General features: G+C 60.2%; 16 protein-coding genes. 6 read left to right on the top strand and 10 right to left on the bottom strand.

Features of this window, described 5'->3' with window-relative positions; all coding sequences use genetic code 11:
- Positions 1 to 85: 85 nt before the first annotated feature.
- Positions 86 to 3,595: an indolepyruvate ferredoxin oxidoreductase family protein gene (locus FHX05_RS12100; protein ID WP_348648316.1), complete on the bottom strand. Its 3,510-nt coding sequence runs from the start codon at positions 3,593 to 3,595 to the stop codon at positions 86 to 88.
- Positions 3,596 to 3,868: 273 nt separating this feature from the next.
- Here FHX05_RS12100 and FHX05_RS12095 point away from each other — a divergent pair, with 273 nt between their 5' ends.
- Positions 3,869 to 4,528, top strand: a complete 660-nt coding sequence (locus FHX05_RS12095) for a glutathione S-transferase family protein (RefSeq protein WP_183871883.1) — start codon at positions 3,869 to 3,871, stop codon at positions 4,526 to 4,528.
- Positions 4,529 to 4,534: 6 nt separating this feature from the next.
- Here the strand turns inward: FHX05_RS12095 and FHX05_RS12090 are convergent, their stop codons facing one another.
- Positions 4,535 to 5,431, bottom strand: a complete 897-nt coding sequence (locus FHX05_RS12090) for a LysR substrate-binding domain-containing protein (RefSeq protein ID WP_183710770.1) — start codon at positions 5,429 to 5,431, stop codon at positions 4,535 to 4,537.
- Positions 5,432 to 5,581: 150 nt separating this feature from the next.
- On the opposite strand from FHX05_RS12090, the gene FHX05_RS12085 reads away from it, so the two are divergent.
- Positions 5,582 to 5,767, top strand: coding sequence for a hypothetical protein (locus FHX05_RS12085; protein ID WP_112335563.1), 186 nt, complete (start codon positions 5,582 to 5,584; stop codon positions 5,765 to 5,767).
- Between the two features lie 28 nt (positions 5,768 to 5,795).
- Positions 5,796 to 6,152: an MmcQ/YjbR family DNA-binding protein gene (locus FHX05_RS12080; protein ID WP_183871881.1), complete on the top strand. Its 357-nt coding sequence runs from the start codon at positions 5,796 to 5,798 to the stop codon at positions 6,150 to 6,152.
- 4 nt (positions 6,153 to 6,156) lie between these two features.
- Here FHX05_RS12080 and FHX05_RS12075 read toward each other — a convergent pair whose 3' ends face one another.
- Complete coding sequence (locus FHX05_RS12075) at positions 6,157 to 6,777, bottom strand: glutathione S-transferase N-terminal domain-containing protein (RefSeq protein ID WP_183871879.1); 621 nt, start codon at positions 6,775 to 6,777, stop codon at positions 6,157 to 6,159.
- A gap of 153 nt (positions 6,778 to 6,930) precedes the next feature.
- On the bottom strand, positions 6,931 to 7,287 hold the full coding sequence (locus tag FHX05_RS12070; RefSeq protein WP_183871877.1) for a DUF4406 domain-containing protein: 357 nt from the start codon (positions 7,285 to 7,287) through the stop codon (positions 6,931 to 6,933).
- 126 nt (positions 7,288 to 7,413) lie between these two features.
- Here FHX05_RS12070 and FHX05_RS12065 point away from each other — a divergent pair, with 126 nt between their 5' ends.
- Positions 7,414 to 8,169 (top strand): DeoR/GlpR family DNA-binding transcription regulator, encoded by a 756-nt coding sequence (locus tag FHX05_RS12065; RefSeq protein ID WP_183871875.1) that lies wholly within the window; start codon positions 7,414 to 7,416, stop codon positions 8,167 to 8,169.
- 79 nt (positions 8,170 to 8,248) lie between these two features.
- Positions 8,249 to 8,737, top strand: coding sequence for a DUF2127 domain-containing protein (locus FHX05_RS12060; protein ID WP_183871873.1), 489 nt, complete (start codon positions 8,249 to 8,251; stop codon positions 8,735 to 8,737).
- 13 nt (positions 8,738 to 8,750) lie between these two features.
- Here FHX05_RS12060 and FHX05_RS12055 read toward each other — a convergent pair whose 3' ends face one another.
- Positions 8,751 to 9,758, bottom strand: coding sequence for an asparaginase (locus FHX05_RS12055; RefSeq protein WP_183871871.1), 1,008 nt, complete (start codon positions 9,756 to 9,758; stop codon positions 8,751 to 8,753).
- 100 nt (positions 9,759 to 9,858) lie between these two features.
- On the bottom strand, positions 9,859 to 10,485 hold the full coding sequence (locus FHX05_RS12050; RefSeq protein ID WP_112605755.1) for a MarR family transcriptional regulator: 627 nt from the start codon (positions 10,483 to 10,485) through the stop codon (positions 9,859 to 9,861).
- A 101-nt stretch (positions 10,486 to 10,586) separates the two neighbouring features.
- Here FHX05_RS12050 and FHX05_RS12045 point away from each other — a divergent pair, with 101 nt between their 5' ends.
- Entirely contained in the window at positions 10,587 to 12,011 is a 1,425-nt protein-coding gene (locus tag FHX05_RS12045; RefSeq protein WP_183871869.1) for an MFS transporter, read from the top strand.
- On the opposite strand, the gene FHX05_RS12040 is transcribed toward FHX05_RS12045, so the two are convergent.
- The 4 genes from FHX05_RS12040 to FHX05_RS12025 form a co-directional block, all read right to left on the bottom strand.
- Complete coding sequence (locus FHX05_RS12040) at positions 11,992 to 12,990, bottom strand: NAD(P)H-quinone oxidoreductase (protein WP_183871867.1); 999 nt, start codon at positions 12,988 to 12,990, stop codon at positions 11,992 to 11,994. The two genes, FHX05_RS12045 and FHX05_RS12040, sit on opposite strands and share 20 nt — an antisense overlap.
- A gap of 79 nt (positions 12,991 to 13,069) precedes the next feature.
- On the bottom strand, positions 13,070 to 14,875 hold the full coding sequence (locus FHX05_RS12035; protein WP_183871865.1) for an EAL domain-containing protein: 1,806 nt from the start codon (positions 14,873 to 14,875) through the stop codon (positions 13,070 to 13,072).
- A gap of 204 nt (positions 14,876 to 15,079) precedes the next feature.
- Complete coding sequence (locus FHX05_RS12030) at positions 15,080 to 15,337, bottom strand: type II toxin-antitoxin system ParD family antitoxin (RefSeq protein ID WP_112605768.1); 258 nt, start codon at positions 15,335 to 15,337, stop codon at positions 15,080 to 15,082.
- Between the two features lie 226 nt (positions 15,338 to 15,563).
- Complete coding sequence (locus FHX05_RS12025; RefSeq protein WP_112605772.1) at positions 15,564 to 16,112, bottom strand: HdeD family acid-resistance protein; 549 nt, start codon at positions 16,110 to 16,112, stop codon at positions 15,564 to 15,566.
- Between the last annotated feature and the right edge of the window lie 16 nt (positions 16,113 to 16,128).

Below are 16,128 nucleotides of genomic sequence, written 5' to 3'. Positions count from 1 at the left end.
CGGCTTCTCCTCCCGATATTCCCGAACGCGCGATCCTTACGAACCTATACCTCTTTATGCCCGCTTCAAGTTTCGGCCATCGCCATCATGCGGCGTCGGCAGGCATGGGCTGTTTGCCCTGGGTCTCCACAGGCGCCTCATAGGCCTTCAGCTTGTCAGCAATTCTCACCATGATCTTGCGGGCGGCCTCCTCCTTGACCGGTCCGAAGCCTCTTATCTCATCAAATAGCGAGAGGATGGCAAGGGCCTCGGCCTCGTTGTCATGGCGCAGACCGGCAAATACCCGCTCGGCAACCCCTTCATAATCAGCAATCAGGCGACGCTCCAGCCGGCGTTCCGCCATATAGCCGAAGGGGTCGAAGGGCGTGCCGCGCAGGCGCTTCATCGGCGCAAGGACGCGGAGCAATGGCAGGATCCACGCGCCGAACTCGCGCTTCTTCGGCCGGCCGTTCGGATCCTTACCGCCAAGGATGGGCGGCGCGAGATTGAGGGCCAGCTTGAAATCCCCCTCCATCTCCTCGCGCAGATGCGCCTCGAAGGCGGGATCGGTCAGAAGACGAGCGACTTCGTATTCATCCTTGTAGGCGAGAATGCGTGCATAGGTGACGGCAACGGCAAAAGGCACCTTATCCGAAAGCCGCTCTCTTGCAGCCAGAGCATTGGCGTGGGCCACGAAGGCGGCATAGCGTTCGGCAAGCGCCGCATTCTGATAGGCGGTCAGATGCGCCTTGCGGTGTTTGATGAGTTCATCGAGGCTCATCTCCGTCAGCGTCTTACCCGTCCGGGGTTCAGCCATCATGGCATGTACGGCCTGCGGGTCGTGCGCCAGAAGCCGCCCCCACCGGAAGGCGGAAAGGCTCGCCTTGACGGCGACACCGTTGAGCTCGATCGCCTCTTCGATGGCTTCCAAAGAGAGAGGCAAAAGGCCGCGCTGCCAGGCAAAGCCGGCCAGCAGGATATTGGTCGACATGGCATCGCCGGTCACCTCCGTCGCGACATGGCCGAAGTCGAGGAAAATGGACTTGTCGCTGACGGTCTTTGCGATCGCGTGCTGGATCGAACCGGTCTTGAAATCGAAATCGCGGTTGCGAACGAAATCGGCGACCGGCATCAGCCCGGTGTTGACGATGGCCGTGGTGCGCGTCGGCGAGCAGAGCGTGATCGCATCCTTGGAGGCACCCACCACCTCGTCCGCTGATAACAGGAGATCCGCGCCGCCATTGACGATACGCGAGGAGGTGACATCGGCCTGATTGTGGCCGATGCGCAGGTGGCTCATGACGGCGCCGCCCTTCTGGGCAAGGCCTGCCATGTCGAGGATCATCGGCACCTTGCCGTCGAGATGTGCGGCCATGCCGAGGATCGCGCCGATCGTCAGGATGCCCGTGCCGCCGACGCCGGCAATCGCGATATTCCACGGACGATCGCCGATGACGGGGATTTCGGGCATAGGCACATCGACATCGGCGTGATCAAGCGCCTTTCGCTTGCGGCGCTTGCCGCCATGAACGGTCACGAAGGACGGGCAGAAGCCTTTGACGCAGGAGAAATCCTTGTTGCAGCTCGACTGGTTGATCTGGCGCTTGCGGCCGAATTCGGTTTCCAGCGGCTCGACCGAGATGCAGTTGGACTGCACCGAGCAATCGCCGCAGCCCTCGCAGACGGCCGGATTGATGAAGACGCGCTTGGCCGGATCTTCCATCAGCCCGCGGCTGCGGCGACGGCGCTTCTCCGCCGCGCAAGTCTGAACGTAGACGATCGCCGAACAGCCTTCGGTCTCGCGCAGCGTCAGCATCACCTGATCGATATGGTCGCGATGCAACACCTTGACGCCGGGCGCGAGGTCGGAAGCGTGATAGGCATCGGGATTGTCCGAGAGCAAATAGATCGGCTTGACGCCCTCATCATGCAGCTGCTTCGTCACCAGCTGCGGCGTCAGGTAGCCGTCGATCGGCTGGCCGCCGGTCATGGCGACGGCATCGTTGTAGAGCAGCTTGTAGGTGACGTTGACCTTGGAGGCGACGGACTGGCGGATGGCGAGAATGCCGGAGTGGAAATAGGTGCCGTCACCGAGATTGACGAACATATGCTTTTCGTCGGTATACCGGGCGATCGCCGTCCATGGCACGCCTTCGCCGCCCATCTGGGTGAAAGTCTCTGTGTTGCGGTCCATCCAGGTGACCATGTAGTGGCAGCCGATGCCGGCAATGGCGCGGCTTCCTTCGGGAACGCGGGTGGACGTATTGTGCGGACAGCCGGAGCAGAAGAAGGGAGTGCGGTTCAGCGGCGCCACATGGCTGCGGCTGATCTGGCCGCGCTCGGCGAGATAGGCGAGCTTGGCGGCGATGCGGTCATGCAGGCCCTGATCGAGATCGAGCTTGACGATACGCCCCGCAATCGCTCTGGCGACGGCGCCGACAGTCAATGCCGCCGAGAGGCTGAGATAGGGCTTATCGTGTTCGTCGAACTTGCCGACGATTCGCGGACGGACATCGGCCCGCCAGTTGAAGAGCTGCTGCTTGATCTGGTTCTCGATAATCTCGCGGCGCTCCTCGACGACGAGAACCTCGTCCAGCCCTTCGGAGAAATGCCTGACAGCCTCGGGCTCCAGCGGCCAGGGCATGCGCACTTTCAAGATACGCAGGCCGATCGCTGCCATTTCCTGTGGGCCGATCTCCAGCTCGCGCAGTGCCTGCAGCACATCCTCATAGGCCTTGCCGGACGAGATGATGCCGAGGCGGGCGTTCGGCACATCGTGCGTGATTTCGTCGACGCGATTGGCACGGGCAAAGGCGATGGCCGCATAGGCCTTGTAGGTCTGCAGACGATCGTCCTGCACCAGCGGCGGATCGGGCCAGCGCAAATTCAACCCGCCGGGCGGCATTTCGAAATCGGTCGGCAGCACGAATTGCCGCCTCTCGCCCGATAGATCGACAGCCGCCGTCGTCTCGATGGTGTCGGCGATGAACTTCATGCCGACCCAGCAGCCGGAATAGCGCGACATGGCGATGCCGAGGAGGCCGTATTCGAGGAATTCGTGGATGGACGAGGGATAGATGACCGGGATGACTGCAGACATGAAATCATGGTCGGTCTGGTGCGGCATGGTGGAGGATTTGGCGGAATGATCGTCGCCAGCAATACAGAGGACGCCGCCATATTTGGAGGTGCCCGCAGCGTTTGCGTGCTTCAGCACGTCGCCGGAGCGATCGACACCAGGGCCCTTGCCATACCAGATGCCAAGTACGCCATCCTTGCGGGCGCCGGGGGAAAGGCCGACCTGCTGCGAGCCCCATACGGCCGTCGCAGCAAGATCCTCGTTGATCCCGGGCTGGAAGGTGACGTCATATGCGTCTAGGTAAGTCTTGGCTTTCAAGAGCTGCTGGTCGTAGCCGCCGAGCGGCGAGCCGCGATAACCTGAAATGAAGGCCGCCGTATTGAGGCCGGCAGCGCGGTCGCGGCGCATCTGCGTCATGGGCAGCCGCACCAGCGTCTGCAAGCCGGTCATGAAGACGCGGCCTTCCTCTGCGGTATATTTGTCGTCTAGCGATACACTGGTCGCAAGCATCTGCTCTCCTCCCGAGATCGCAGTCACCAATTGCGCTTTCTTCTCGCCGGAAACCTCCTACCGCTTCCAACGAAAATCATTGTGGAATTCTAACATGCACCCGCGCTAATTTCCGAACGAAGGCGGGGCGTCGGCCGCATGATTTGTAAAGAATTTGGGCTGCTCACAGATATTTTCGTGCTTCGACCCGTCGCATACGCGCATCCATCACGAGCTTTCATCGCAGATATCAGCCGCAAGGGGTTTTATGCATGCGACTCACCCCCTAAGGTCGCGCTCACTCGAATCTAGGAGACGCATATGCTGACGATCTACGGTGTCTATCGCTCGCGCGCTTCGCGCAACTATTGGATGGCTGGGGAGCTCGGCGTCGAGTTCAAATCCGTGCCCGTCATCCAGGCCAGCCGGCTTGCCAATCCGCTGGCTGCCGATGCGCCAATCAACACGATGTCGCCAGAGTTTCTGGCAGTCAATCCGATGGGCATGATCCCCTGCATCAAGGACGGCGACCTCGTCCTGCATGAATCGCTCGCCATCAATCTTTACCTCGCGCGCAAGTATGGCGGTCCTCTGGCCGGCAAGACGGTGGAGGAAGAAGGGCAGATGTCGATGTGGACCATGTGGGCGGCAACCGAAGTGGAGCCCTACAGCGTCGCGCTCGTTCGCATCTATGACAATGCCCAGGAAAACAGCGAGGCCGGCAAGGCCGGGATCGCCGTTGCCTGCCGCTCGCTGAAGAAGCCGCTCGACGTGCTGGAAAAGCATCTGCAAAGTCAGGATTATCTCGTCGGCCATCGCTTCACGGCCGCTGACTTGAACCTCGCGGAAGTGATGCGCTATGCCCAGACAGAACAGGAATTGTTCGATGCGCGTCCGAAGATGAAGGCCTGGATCGACCGCTGCCAGGCACGCGATGCCTACAAGGCCATGCAGGCGACCCGCGGTCACGAGCCGGTCTGATAGACCCTATCGGAAGAGACGCATGCTCTCTTCCATCTCCTCGCGAATCCAGGCCTTGAAGGCGGTCACCTTCTTCGGCTCCCGCACGCCGGGGGCGGTGACGAAATAATGGCCGAAGCCCGTCTTTACGCGGATACCGAAGGGATCGACGAGGCATTTCTGCTGCAGAGCATAGCCAGCCAGCGTCTGCCAGGCGAGCATCACCCCCTGCCCTGCTATGGCCGCATCCAGACAGAGCGACGCGTCGTTGAAGATGTGCCGCTCTTCCATGCAATGGCCCGATAGTCCCGCCTTGCGCAGCCAGACCTCCCAGCCGAACATCGCATGTCCATCGATGACGGCGGGGACTTTCAGAAGATCGGCGGGCTCCTGCAGCCCTGCAGCGATCTGCGGCGTGACGACCGGGAACACTTCCTGCGCCAAAAGCAGCTCAGACTTGACGCCGGGCCATTGCCCGCTGCCGACCCGGATGCCGATATCGACATCCGATGTCGCCGGATTGATCAGGCGCGTGGTGGCGTCGATACGTAGACGGATATCGGGGTGACGGCTGGCAAAGCGGTCCAGCCGGTACACGAGCCAGCGGGCCGCAAAGACCGGCGCGACCGAAATCGTAAGGATATTCTCATCCTCGTGCTGCGCAAGCGCGACTGCGGCCGTAAGCGCTTGGAAGCCCTCGTTAAGCCTCGTCAATATCGCCAGCCCCGATGCCCTGGCCATCATGCCTTTTGGAGTTCGCTCGAACAGCGACCGACCGAGCTGCGCCTCCGCCTTGATGACCTGCTGGCTGACCGCACCGACCGTTACACCGAGTTCGTCGGCGGCCGCCTGCAGCGAACCGAGCCGCCCGACCGCCTCAAGGGCGCGCAAGCCATTCAGATGAACGTTGTTTAGGTTTCTCATTATAGAATATCTATATCAGTATCTCCGCATTCTCAATTGCATTGAGCGCATGCTCGCGCGATTATCACACCATGAAATTGAAGACCGTCGCCGCTTGCTCAGCTAATGCCCTCATGGTTGCATCGATGCGAGCATCCAAGGAGGCATACCATGTCGATCTTGAAGCTTTTCTTCAGTCATCTTCTCGAAGAGGATCGCAAACCGGACAGCGATCCGTTGCAGCATCCCATGCTTGCGGCCATGTCGCTGGAAGAACTGGCCGATCTACCGCTGATGCCGGAAAATCTGGGGCGGCCTATGGACAAGCGGACCATTCAGCCGGAAGAATGCGCGTGAGAGAGATAATTATTGCACTCAAACGCGCATGACATCGAACGTAGGCATGGACGCCGTAGCGGAGCGACTGCAGCGGCTGGTGGCGCAAGCCCGGCTGCCTGAGGTCGAACCTAGCCTTCATTACGGCCTGCCGGCCTTCAAAGTTGGTGGCAAGGCGTTCGTGACCGTCAAGAACAACGAGACCATCGTACTGTCGCTGCCGATCGACCGGAAGGAGCAGCTGATGGAAATGGCGCCGGAGATCTACTACCAGACGGATCACTACGTCGGCTGGCCCTCCCTGCCGCTGCGGATCAAAGCAATCGGCGACGAGGAACTGGAGCTGCGCCTGATCGAGGCGTGGCGATACCGCGCCCCGAAAAAACTTCTGGCAACATTCGGCTGATTGATCAGGCCTGTTCGATGGCAAGCGCCTTCTGAACGGCCGGGCGCTCGAGCATGCGCTCATAATGCGCGTTGACCTTGGGGAACTGTTTGATATCGACATTGTCTCCCGGCAGCCACTTCTCCATGGTAAAGAGATAGCCGTCTGCGACGGTATATTGCTCGCCCATTACCCAGGGACCCTTCAGCATCTTGTCTTCGATCAGCGCGAAGCTTTCGGTCATGGTCTGCGGCACCTTGGCCTTCATCGTCTCGATGGCCGCCGCATCGTCGGTCCAGCGGTAGCCGCGCCCCTTGTGCGAATGGTTCACATGAACGGTGGAGACGATGTAGCTGTTGAAGGATTGCATCTGCGCGAATTCGAAGGGGTCGTCGAGCGGTGCCAGCTTCGCGGCCGGCACGATCTGGGCGATGTAGGCCATGATCGCGATATTCTCGGTGAGGACGCCGCGATCGGTCATCAGGGCCGGAACGCGACCTTTGGGATTGATGGCCAAATAATCCGGCTGACGCTGATCGCCATTGGCGAGGTTGAGGCGACGGCGCTCGTAGGCGAGACCGGATTCTTCCAGAGCGATGAGACTGGCGAGCGCGCAGCTTCCGGGCGCGAAATAGAATGTCAGCATGTTCCGTTCCTCGATTGAAGTCCGTGAGGAAGCTAGAGCGAACCCGGCCGATACGGAAGTGGCTGACGCTGATGGGCGCTACAAAAGGTTTTGATCGGTCGGGCCGGTATGCCCATCCCCATTGGCTGGCTCAATGGGGATGGGCGGTCGATCTCAGGCGCAGCCGGGCACGTCTTCCAGCCTGTACCAAACGGGAATGCCGCGCTCGCGGGCAATGCGGACATCATTGTCGGCGCCCTTGGAATCACCGGGCAATCTCAAAACGCCCTCGCAAAGCTGCAACAGGCGGCCGGCCGTTGGGTGGAAAATCTCCTCATAGAGATCGTCGCCGATGCTCTTGCCGCCGGCGGCGTGCCAGACCGGCAGGGCAACCCATTCGCCGATCATCGGCAGATGCCCGGCCTTGAACAGTGCGTAGGACGGCTCCTCAAGGCGTTTGAGGTTTTCAGCCATCTTCTTCGGATCATCACCAGTGCCGGAGCGATAAGGCCCCGCGAACAGGATCAACATGTCTTGTCTCCGTTTTTAGCTCCTGCTCGCTGCAGGAATTTGCACGAATATGCGCATATTTTCTTGAATGTCGAATCGATTCTGATAAATTCACGATTATTCGTGATATATCGTGCAGAGATCGGCATGCTGACCAGCCAACGGAAAACACTCATCCTCGAAAGATTGCGCCGGGACGGCCAGGTAATCGCCAAGGCATTGGCCGATGATCTCGGGCTATCCGAGGATACGATCCGTAGGGATCTGCGGGAAATGGCGACGGAGAAACTGCTGAAGCGCGTGCATGGCGGCGCACTGCCGCTGTCACCGGAGCTGCCCGATTTTACCGCGCGGCAGACGGTCTCATCCGATGAGAAGCGCCGGCTCGGTGCGCATGCGGTCAGCATGATCCAGCCGGGCCAGACCGTGTTTCTCGATGGCGGCACCACCAATGCCGAGATCGCCCGCCAGCTCCCGAAGGATCTCCCCGTCACCATCGTCACCCACAGCCCGACGATCGCAGGCGAGCTGGAGCATCAGCGACTGGCCGAAGTGATCTTGATCGGCGGCAAGCTCTACAAGCATTCGATGGTCGCGACGGGTGCCGTCGCCATGGCGGCCGTCGCATCGATAAGGGCCGACATTTTCTTTCTGGGCGTCACCGCCATCCATCCCGCCCGCGGCTTTTCGACCGGTGACTTCGAGGAAGCGGCCATCAAGCGGCATATCGCGCAATGCTCGGCGGAAACCTACGTATTATCGACGACCGAGAAGCTCGACGCCGCCTCGCCGTGCCAGATCTTGCCCTTGCACGGCGTTTCCGGTCTGATCGTATCATCGGATGTTCCGGAGGAAAGCCTGGCGCCCTACCGGCATGCCGAGATGCCGATCTTCCTGGCCTGAGGCCAACGCTACATCTGTCCACCTTGCCGCCATCGCCGATCGGGCCTACCTCCATATGCGCCAGAGGTTACGATCACCCATGAACGAACGCCGCATTCACCAGCTTTTTGAAATCAGCGTCCTGTTGAAGGGTGCGCATGCCTTAATCGAATGTCTTGGCGGCATAGTGCTGGCGCTAGTCAGCACCGACTCGATCCTTCGGCTGGCGAACCGGATCACGCAGCCCGAGCTGCTCAACGACCCGCATGATTTCATCGCGACGCACCTGCTCACGTGGGCGCAGGATTTCTCGGTCGGTACGAAGAACTTCTATGCCTATTACCTCTTGAGCCATGGGCTAGTGAAAGTGCTGCTGGTCATCGGCCTGCTCCGGGGCAAGATGTGGGCCTATCCGGCATCGCTTGCCGCCTTGGGGCTTTTCATCGCCTACCAGCTTTACCGCTTCACCGACACGCATGGCATCGGGCTCATCATCCTCACCATCTTCGACCTCGTGGTGATGGTTCTTATCTGGCAGGAATACAAGGTCGTCCGGCACCATGTACCGGCTCGTAAAACGAGCGGCTAAGGCGAGGAGTAAGCTATGCCCCCAACGCCGCTGCCGACCTGATATCGCCGACCTGGATGCCGTTCCAGTTCTTAAAGGATCGGTCGGCCATTGCCATCAGTCCGGCATGAACAGGGCCGTCCTTCTCGAAGAAGCGGGCCAATGTTGCGGCTACCATGACCTCCGCCGCGCGAGTGGTGCCGTCGTCGCATTTGATCGCGATGGCAATACCCTGCTCGGGGATGGCGGCGCAAAACACGCCCTCGGCGCCGGTCTTGGCGAAGATGCGGTCGGGAGCGATCTGCATCAGCTTGGTGCAGGCGCGGTCGGTGCCGGCGACGTAGAAGGGCTCGGCCATGCAGGCCTCGAACAGCCGGCGTGATGCCTTGGCGCGCAGCGGCTCCAGACCGGCGCCGGTCGCCATCCTGGCAAAACCATGCGCCAGCCCCTTGAGCGGCACGGCATAGGTCGGGATCGAGCAGCCGTCCGTGCCGCAATTGTCGTGCGCCAGAACAGCGCCGGTCAGGCTCTGCATCGTCTCGCGGATCTGCTGCTGCAGCGGGTGGTCATAACCGACATAGCCCTTGGGATCGATGTCCTGATGGCAGCAGGCGCAGACGAAGCCGGCATGCTTGCCGGAACAATTGTTGTGCAGCGCCGTCGGCTTGTCGATGGCGCGGACCTGATGAATCAATGTCTTCTGATCGAAAGACCAATGTGCGCCGCATTCGAGCGTGCCGACATCGCGGCCGGCGCGCGCCAGCATGGAGGCGGCGAGCGCCACATGCTCATCCTCGCCATTGTGGGATGAGCAGGCGAGCGCCAATTCCTTATGACCGAAACCATAGGCATCCGCGGCACCGCTTTCGACCAACGGCAGGGCCTGCATCGCCTTGCAGGCCGAGCGTGGAAAGACGCCGCTTTCGATATCGCCGAGCGAGAAAACCAGCTTCCCATCGCCATCGACCACAACGACGGAACCGCGATGGCGGCTCTCAACCAGATTGCCACGGGTGACTTCGACGCAGACGGGATTGGACATGACGGAATGCAGCCTCTGATTTGCTAGACGGCCTGTGATAGCCGCTGCCCCCGGGATTGCCAATCACCGATGCCGGCGGGCAACATCAAAAAGGAATCTCTCAGGCTGCGTCTCGGATTCTATAGGCGCAACGCCGGGCACCGAGCAGAATATGCTCATCCCGTTCGACATCAGCACCAAGCACCATGCGGAAAGTCTCCAGCTCCGATCGGCAGAAGCCGGCGCAGGCAGATGCGGCAGCACAAATGGGGCAATGGTTCTCCACCAGCACCAGCGAGCCATCCTTATCCTGCCAGTGATCGGCCATATAGCCTTCCTGCGTGCGGATGGCGGCGAGGCTTGCGACGCGCGACGACAGATCGGCCGAAAGGTCGATTTCGCTTCGATAGCGCCGAAGCGTCTCTGTTTCACGTGCCGAGATGACCGTATCGACGGCACCCTGCCCCAATTGGCTGACCATGGTCGCAAGCAGGGTGGCGGTCAGATCGGCATGGCCATCGGGAAATTGCCTGTTGCCGGCCGCCGTCAGATGCCAGAACTGGCGCGGCCTGCCTCTGCCGGCGGCAGCCTCCGCCACCGGCTCGACCAACCCCTCCTCAGCCATCTTCGTCAGCTGCTGGCGTGCCGCCTCCGACGATATGCCGAGCACGTCACCGACGGCTGCCGCCAGTTGCGGCCCGTCGGTTTTCAACAGGATCAGGATTCGATTGGCGGGTGACTGGCGCATTTTTCCAAGTTTTCTCTTGTTTTAATCCGACAAGGATGTAATTTTCCAAATTATAACTTGGAAAATAATCAACCGCTAGGGAAAATACCGAGGATCGCCCGATGTCCAGCATCGAAAACACCACCCCTGCCTCATCCTCTTCCGTCTTCACATTGTTTTCGCCGAAACGTCTGCCCGCGACGCTGATGCTCGGCGGCGGTGTCACGCTTTATGCCGTCGAATCCTACATCACCGCCACGATCGCGCCCTCGATCGTGCGGGACATCGGTGGCCTTGAACTATTCTCATGGATGACGACGCTCTTCGTCGCCGCCGGCGTGCTTGGCTCGATTACCGTTGCCACGCGGCCGAAGGGCATGGGCCTGCGCACGGTGTATGTCGGGGCGGCGCTTACTTTCGGCATCGGCAGCCTGGCCTGCGCTATCGCGCCGATGATGCCGGTATTGCTTGCGGGTCGCGCCATCCAGGGCTATGGGGCCGGCATGCTCTCCGGCCTCGCCTATGCCTTCATCCGTTTCGTCTATCCGGAGATATTGTGGCGCAAGGCCTCTACTCTCTATGCCGCCATCTGGGGTGTCGCGACCGTGCTTGGGCCGACCCTTGGCGGCCTCTTCGCCGCCGGAGGCGCATGGCGCGAGGCATTCATCATCCTCGTGCCGCTGACCGTGATCATGGCGCTTTCCGCGCGCCGGCTGCTGCCCAATGTTGCGGATGACCGGATCGATACGAGGACGCCGCTCGCCCAGATCGGGCTTCTGCTGGCTGCCGTCCTGTTCGTCAGCATCGCCGGCACCGTCGATCACGGAACCTACAAGGTAGTGCTAATTGCGGTTTCCATCATTTTTGTCGCGACGATGGTTGTGATCGAGCGCAAGAGCGAAGTGCGCCTCCTGCCCTATGGCTCCGTCATGCTCGGCAATCCGATTTCGCGACTCTATCTCACGATATTCACGATGATGCTTGTGCTGACGAGCGACATTTACATTCCCTATTTCCTACAGACCCTGCACGGTGTCACGCCGCTCGTCTCCGGTTATCTCGTTGCGCTCGTCGCATTGGGCTGGACCATAGCAGCCTTCTTCAGCGCCTCTTTTTCCGGCAAGCAGGCCGCCATTGCCATCATCAGCGGCTGCATTTTGGAAACGGCCGCGACCGCATCACTGATCCCCTTCCTGGCAACCAACACGCCTTTTGATACCGTCGCCAGGTTTGCGCCCGCCGTCATCACGATGTTCCTGATGGGATTCGGCGTCGGTCTCGGCTGGGCGCATCTTGTGACCCGGATCATCGGCATCGCCCGCAGGACCGAACAGGACAAGGCTTCGGCGGCGATCTCGATGACGCAGTCGCTGGGCGGCGCATTCGGTGCAGCGCTCGCAGGCGTCATCGTCAATGGAGCGGGCCTGACCCATCCGAGTGGCATTGCCGGCGGCCTCTCTGCCGCGACATGGCTCTATGCGCTGATGGCGATACCCGGCCTGATCGCGGTCATCCTGTCCTTCACGATCAAGCCAGCTTCAGCATGATCTTGCCGATGTGGTCGCTCGTTTCCATCAAACGATGCGCCTCGGCCACATCGTCGAAAGAGAAGGTCCGATAAATGACCGGGGCGACGGTGCCCTGGTCGAGCAGCGGCCAGACCTGGGAAAGAAGGTCGTCGCGAATGGCTCGCTTTTCCTCAGCCGTGCGTGGACGCATAGTCGATCCGGTCACGGTCAGCCGTTTGACCATGATCGGCGCAAGGTTGGCCTTCTCCGCCACAGCGCCGCCAAGGAAGGCAATGATGGAAAGGCAGCCGTCACGGGCAAGCGAGGCGAGGTTCTTCTCCAGATAGGCGGCGCCGATCATGTCGAGAATGATATCGACGCCATGTTCCGTCTCGGCCTTGATGACCTCGGCGAAATCTTCCTCTTTATAATTGATCGCCCGCTTGGCGCCGAGCTTCTCGCAGGCCTCGCATTTTTCCTTCGACCCGGCGGTCGCATAGACCGTTGCACCGAAAGCGTGGGCAAGCTGAATCGCCGTCGTGCCGATGCCGCTGGAGCCGCCGTGGATCAATACGCTTTCGCCTTCGATCAGCCCCGCCATCTGGAAGAGATTGGCCCAGACGGTGAAGAAGGTCTCGGGGACGGCGGCCGCGCGGACGGCGTCATAACCGTTCGGGAAGCGCAGCGCCTGGCCGGCGGGAAGCACGCAATATTCGGCATAGCCGCCGCCATTGGCTAGGCCGCAGACCTTGTTGCCGATGGCAAATTCGGTCACGCCAGGCGCGACATCGACGACCTCGCCGGATATTTCGAGACCGAGGATCGGGCTTGCTTCCTTCGGCGGCGGATAGATCCCCTGCCGTTGCGCCACATCCGGCCGGTTGACGCCGGCAGCCTCGACGCGGACCAGGATCTCACCTGGCTTCAACACCGGAAGAGGCTTTCGGGCGATGGTCATGACTTCAGGTCCGCCAAAGGATGGCAAATCCACGAAACGCATTTCAGACGGCAAGGGCATGGCGCAATCTCCTCTCCCAGCAAAGCAGTGGAGATAGTTTAGCGCAGCGCGCTTGAAAAGATGGCACGGCGGAAAGGCGTCAATTCGTCTCGGCCAGACCGAGGAATGCGACGCCGGCAGCGCTTTCCTTCGCCTTGGTCTTGATGCCGGCGATGGAGGTGCTGACGCGATTGATATTGTCGATCACCAGTCCCTCCGGCAACTGCAGGATACCGATCGAGCAGCGCATCAGCGGGAACTCGGCCTCGGCGCCGGCGCGGTCGTGGCCGCGAATGCGGCCTGCGGCACGATCCTCGGCCGAGTAAAGATCGAGCACGTCGGCATGGAAATCGGCAAGCAGCCGGTCCAGAACTTCGCGCAGCTCCTGCATGCTCCAACCGGTGACACCGATGAAGAAATCGTCGCCGCCGACATGACCGAGGAAATGGCGCTCGGCAAAGAAATAGCGGCGCATCAATGCGGCAAATAGCGAAATGGCATGGTCGCCGAGATGGAAACCATAGGCATCGTTGAACGGCTTGAAATTATCGAAGTCGCAATAGCAGAAATGCCTGACTTCATCACCATCGCGGCCGGCGCTCTGCATGAAATCATGGATCGCCCTGTTGCCGGGAAGGCCGGTCAAGGGGTTCTGGTCCTGGGCAATCTTCAGCTGCTTTTCGTTGATGACCTTGATGAGAGAGGCAGCGGAGACGATGCCCGCATAATGCGTGCCTTCGGTGACGATCAGGCAATCGCTGCTTTCCATATTGGCGAAGATCGTCATCAGCGTGTCGGCATCGGAATCAAGGCCGACGATCGGCGCCATTTCAACGAAATGCGAGATCGACCGTTTATAAACCTTGTTCTTCAAAAGGTCGCGGCCGAAGGGCTGATAGATATATTCCTTCAGCTGGTATTCGTGGATGATCCCGCGCGGCTCGTCATTGGCATTCACGACCGGGAAATAAGCTCGGCGCGGATTGCGGCGAAAGAGCTCGAAGACGCTGTCGATGCTGTCGCTCTCGCGGATGGTCGGCAGCACTTCAATCTGCTTGCGGATAAGGATTTCATCGAGCGACTGGCTGTTGCGTGCCGTCTTGCCGAGATCCTGCAAATGCGGAAAGCTCGGCTTCAACTCGTTGATCAGTACGGTCGGGCGGGCAATGAACCAGCCCTGGACGAGATCGACGCCGAATTCGCGGCAGGTCAGGAATTCCGCCTCGGTCTCTATGCCTTCGGCGATGACGCGCGTACCGAGGACATGGGCGATGTTGACGAGATTTCGAAGGATATGGCGCTTGCGGGCGCTGCGATCGATATCGACGATGAAATGCCGGTCGATCTTCAGATAGTCGACCGGATAATCGGACAGCAGTTTCATTTCACCGTGGCCGACGCCGAAGTCGTCGATGGCGAGCTTGAAACCGGCATCGCGCATCTTGGCAACCAGCGCCGAAAACTCCGGCACGAGGGTATTGTCGAAACGTTCGGAGAATTCGAAGCAAACAGAGGAAGGGGCGATGCCGGCCTTTCTCATATGCTGCAGCAGGCCATCGACCAAGGCGGCGCCCTGCGGGATCAACCGGACATCCAGGTTGAGGAAAAGCGTAGCGGCAACCATATTGGGGAGAGTGGCAAACTTCGCAAGCGCGCGGCTGCTGACCATCTGCTCGAGCCCAAGAAGCTGGCCGCTGCGCTCCGCCTCGTCGAGGATATCGACCGGGCTGTCGAAACCGATGCGCTCCTGGCCGCGCATGAGGGATTCATAGCCGAAAACGGCGCCCGTGCCGGCCTCCACGATCGGCTGAAATGCGTTTTCGATCACGAGTTTGGCGAGAGTAACGATCTGATCGCTGGCGTATCGGCGCAAGACGCCCGGTTCGGCTGCGGCAGTCAGGGACATACCCATCTCCACTTGCGGATTCTAATCTAATTTATTTGAGTAAAACTTTGGGTTTACCGCATTTTCGGCCGAGGATGCGTCATAAAGCGTCAACGAAACCTTTCCCCTATGTGAAAGTTTCATGAATGGTAAAGCAATATTAACCATTTGTCGGGCCGCAGACCCCTCATCACGGCAGCCGAGAGGCTGCCGTGATGAGGGGGTTCAGTGCTGATTGCTCGAGTGCCGCTCCGCCTCGTAGTCGGCAAACATGTCAGCGACACAGCGGCCGCTCTTTGCCGTCTCCCCGCCATCGTTGGCGGCATGAGGCACATCGCAAATGTCGCCGCGCCTGCGGGCTGCATCCCACATGCGCAGGGCTTCCCGTACGACTTCGCTGCTCGAGGCATAAGTGCCGGTATCGACCGCTGCCCGGATGCCCGCAGCCTGAAGCGGAGAGATGGAAACCGTTACCATCGGCATGATATTCCTCCCTTGACGTCGTTACGCGGAAATTTGTCTGGAAGCATGTTCCGCGGCTTTGACCAGTTTCTTCACGCATGTCTGTCGACACACGCATTTCGGATGAAGACACTGTCGTTACATCAACGCAACGCCGTTCTGCCCGACATGGCAGAGGCGGTAAGAGTAACGCCGCTCACGCTCCTTGTCAAAAAGTAGCAGTCCGTTACCCCTTTCGGGCGGTGCCCTACCGCCTAAGCACAAGGCCGAAGGCCACCAGCGTCCATCCTTGGAAAATCAGGTCAAAGGCCAGGAAAAGGCCAAGAATCCAGAGGCTGTTGACCGGCCAGCCAACTGCAATGGCAATGCCGGCGGCGGCGGTTGCAAGGCCGCTGATGACAATCCAGACCCAACCACGCTCCGGCTTCAGCTTGCGACCGACCCAGACGCGAAAGGTGCCGGCGATGAGCAATGCGATGGCGAGGAATAGCGTCAAGGCTTCCGACGCCAATAGTGGATTGGCGAAGGCAAGCACGCCGGCAACCGTATAGAGCAGGCCGCTGAGAACCCAGAACAAAATGTGCTCCCAGCCCCTTACCTGAAAGGCATGGGCCAGATGCACGATGCCGCCGATCAGCATCAGCATGCCGACATAATAGACCGAAGCGACGGTGGCGATGAACAGATTGCCAAGCGCGATACCGCCGCAGATCAGCAGCAAGATTCCAAGCCCGACAAACCAACCCCATTTGTCGCGCATCGCTGATGGGGGAACTTCATCAAGAATATCGACCATGACTGCACCTCCTCCT

The organism is Rhizobium sp. BK491, assembly GCF_014194925.1.
Lineage (GTDB): Bacteria > Pseudomonadota > Alphaproteobacteria > Rhizobiales > Rhizobiaceae > Rhizobium.
Note: the sequence above shows the minus strand (reverse complement) of the source record. Positions and strands in the feature narration are given on the sequence as shown.

What these genes read in the sequence shown, in the direction of transcription:
- FHX05_RS12095 (WP_183871883.1), top strand. Translation starts at nt 3,869, where the DNA reads ATGCTGACGATCTACGGTGTCTATCGCTCGCGCGCTTCGCGCAACTAT.
- FHX05_RS12090 (WP_183710770.1), bottom strand. Translation starts at nt 5,431, where the DNA reads ATGAGAAACCTAAACAACGTTCATCTGAATGGCTTGCGCGCCCTTGAG.
- FHX05_RS12085 (WP_112335563.1), top strand. Translation starts at nt 5,582, where the DNA reads ATGTCGATCTTGAAGCTTTTCTTCAGTCATCTTCTCGAAGAGGATCGC.
- FHX05_RS12080 (WP_183871881.1), top strand. Translation starts at nt 5,796, where the DNA reads ATGACATCGAACGTAGGCATGGACGCCGTAGCGGAGCGACTGCAGCGG.
- FHX05_RS12075 (WP_183871879.1), bottom strand. Translation starts at nt 6,777, where the DNA reads ATGCTGACATTCTATTTCGCGCCCGGAAGCTGCGCGCTCGCCAGTCTC.
- FHX05_RS12070 (WP_183871877.1), bottom strand. Translation starts at nt 7,287, where the DNA reads ATGTTGATCCTGTTCGCGGGGCCTTATCGCTCCGGCACTGGTGATGAT.
- FHX05_RS12065 (WP_183871875.1), top strand. Translation starts at nt 7,414, where the DNA reads ATGCTGACCAGCCAACGGAAAACACTCATCCTCGAAAGATTGCGCCGG.
- FHX05_RS12060 (WP_183871873.1), top strand. Translation starts at nt 8,249, where the DNA reads ATGAACGAACGCCGCATTCACCAGCTTTTTGAAATCAGCGTCCTGTTG.
- FHX05_RS12055 (WP_183871871.1), bottom strand. Translation starts at nt 9,758, where the DNA reads ATGTCCAATCCCGTCTGCGTCGAAGTCACCCGTGGCAATCTGGTTGAG.
- FHX05_RS12050 (WP_112605755.1), bottom strand. Translation starts at nt 10,485, where the DNA reads ATGCGCCAGTCACCCGCCAATCGAATCCTGATCCTGTTGAAAACCGAC.
- FHX05_RS12045 (WP_183871869.1), top strand. Translation starts at nt 10,587, where the DNA reads ATGTCCAGCATCGAAAACACCACCCCTGCCTCATCCTCTTCCGTCTTC.
- FHX05_RS12040 (WP_183871867.1), bottom strand. Translation starts at nt 12,990, where the DNA reads ATGCCCTTGCCGTCTGAAATGCGTTTCGTGGATTTGCCATCCTTTGGC.
- FHX05_RS12035 (WP_183871865.1), bottom strand. Translation starts at nt 14,875, where the DNA reads ATGTCCCTGACTGCCGCAGCCGAACCGGGCGTCTTGCGCCGATACGCC.
- FHX05_RS12030 (WP_112605768.1), bottom strand. Translation starts at nt 15,337, where the DNA reads ATGCCGATGGTAACGGTTTCCATCTCTCCGCTTCAGGCTGCGGGCATC.
- FHX05_RS12025 (WP_112605772.1), bottom strand. Translation starts at nt 16,112, where the DNA reads ATGGTCGATATTCTTGATGAAGTTCCCCCATCAGCGATGCGCGACAAA.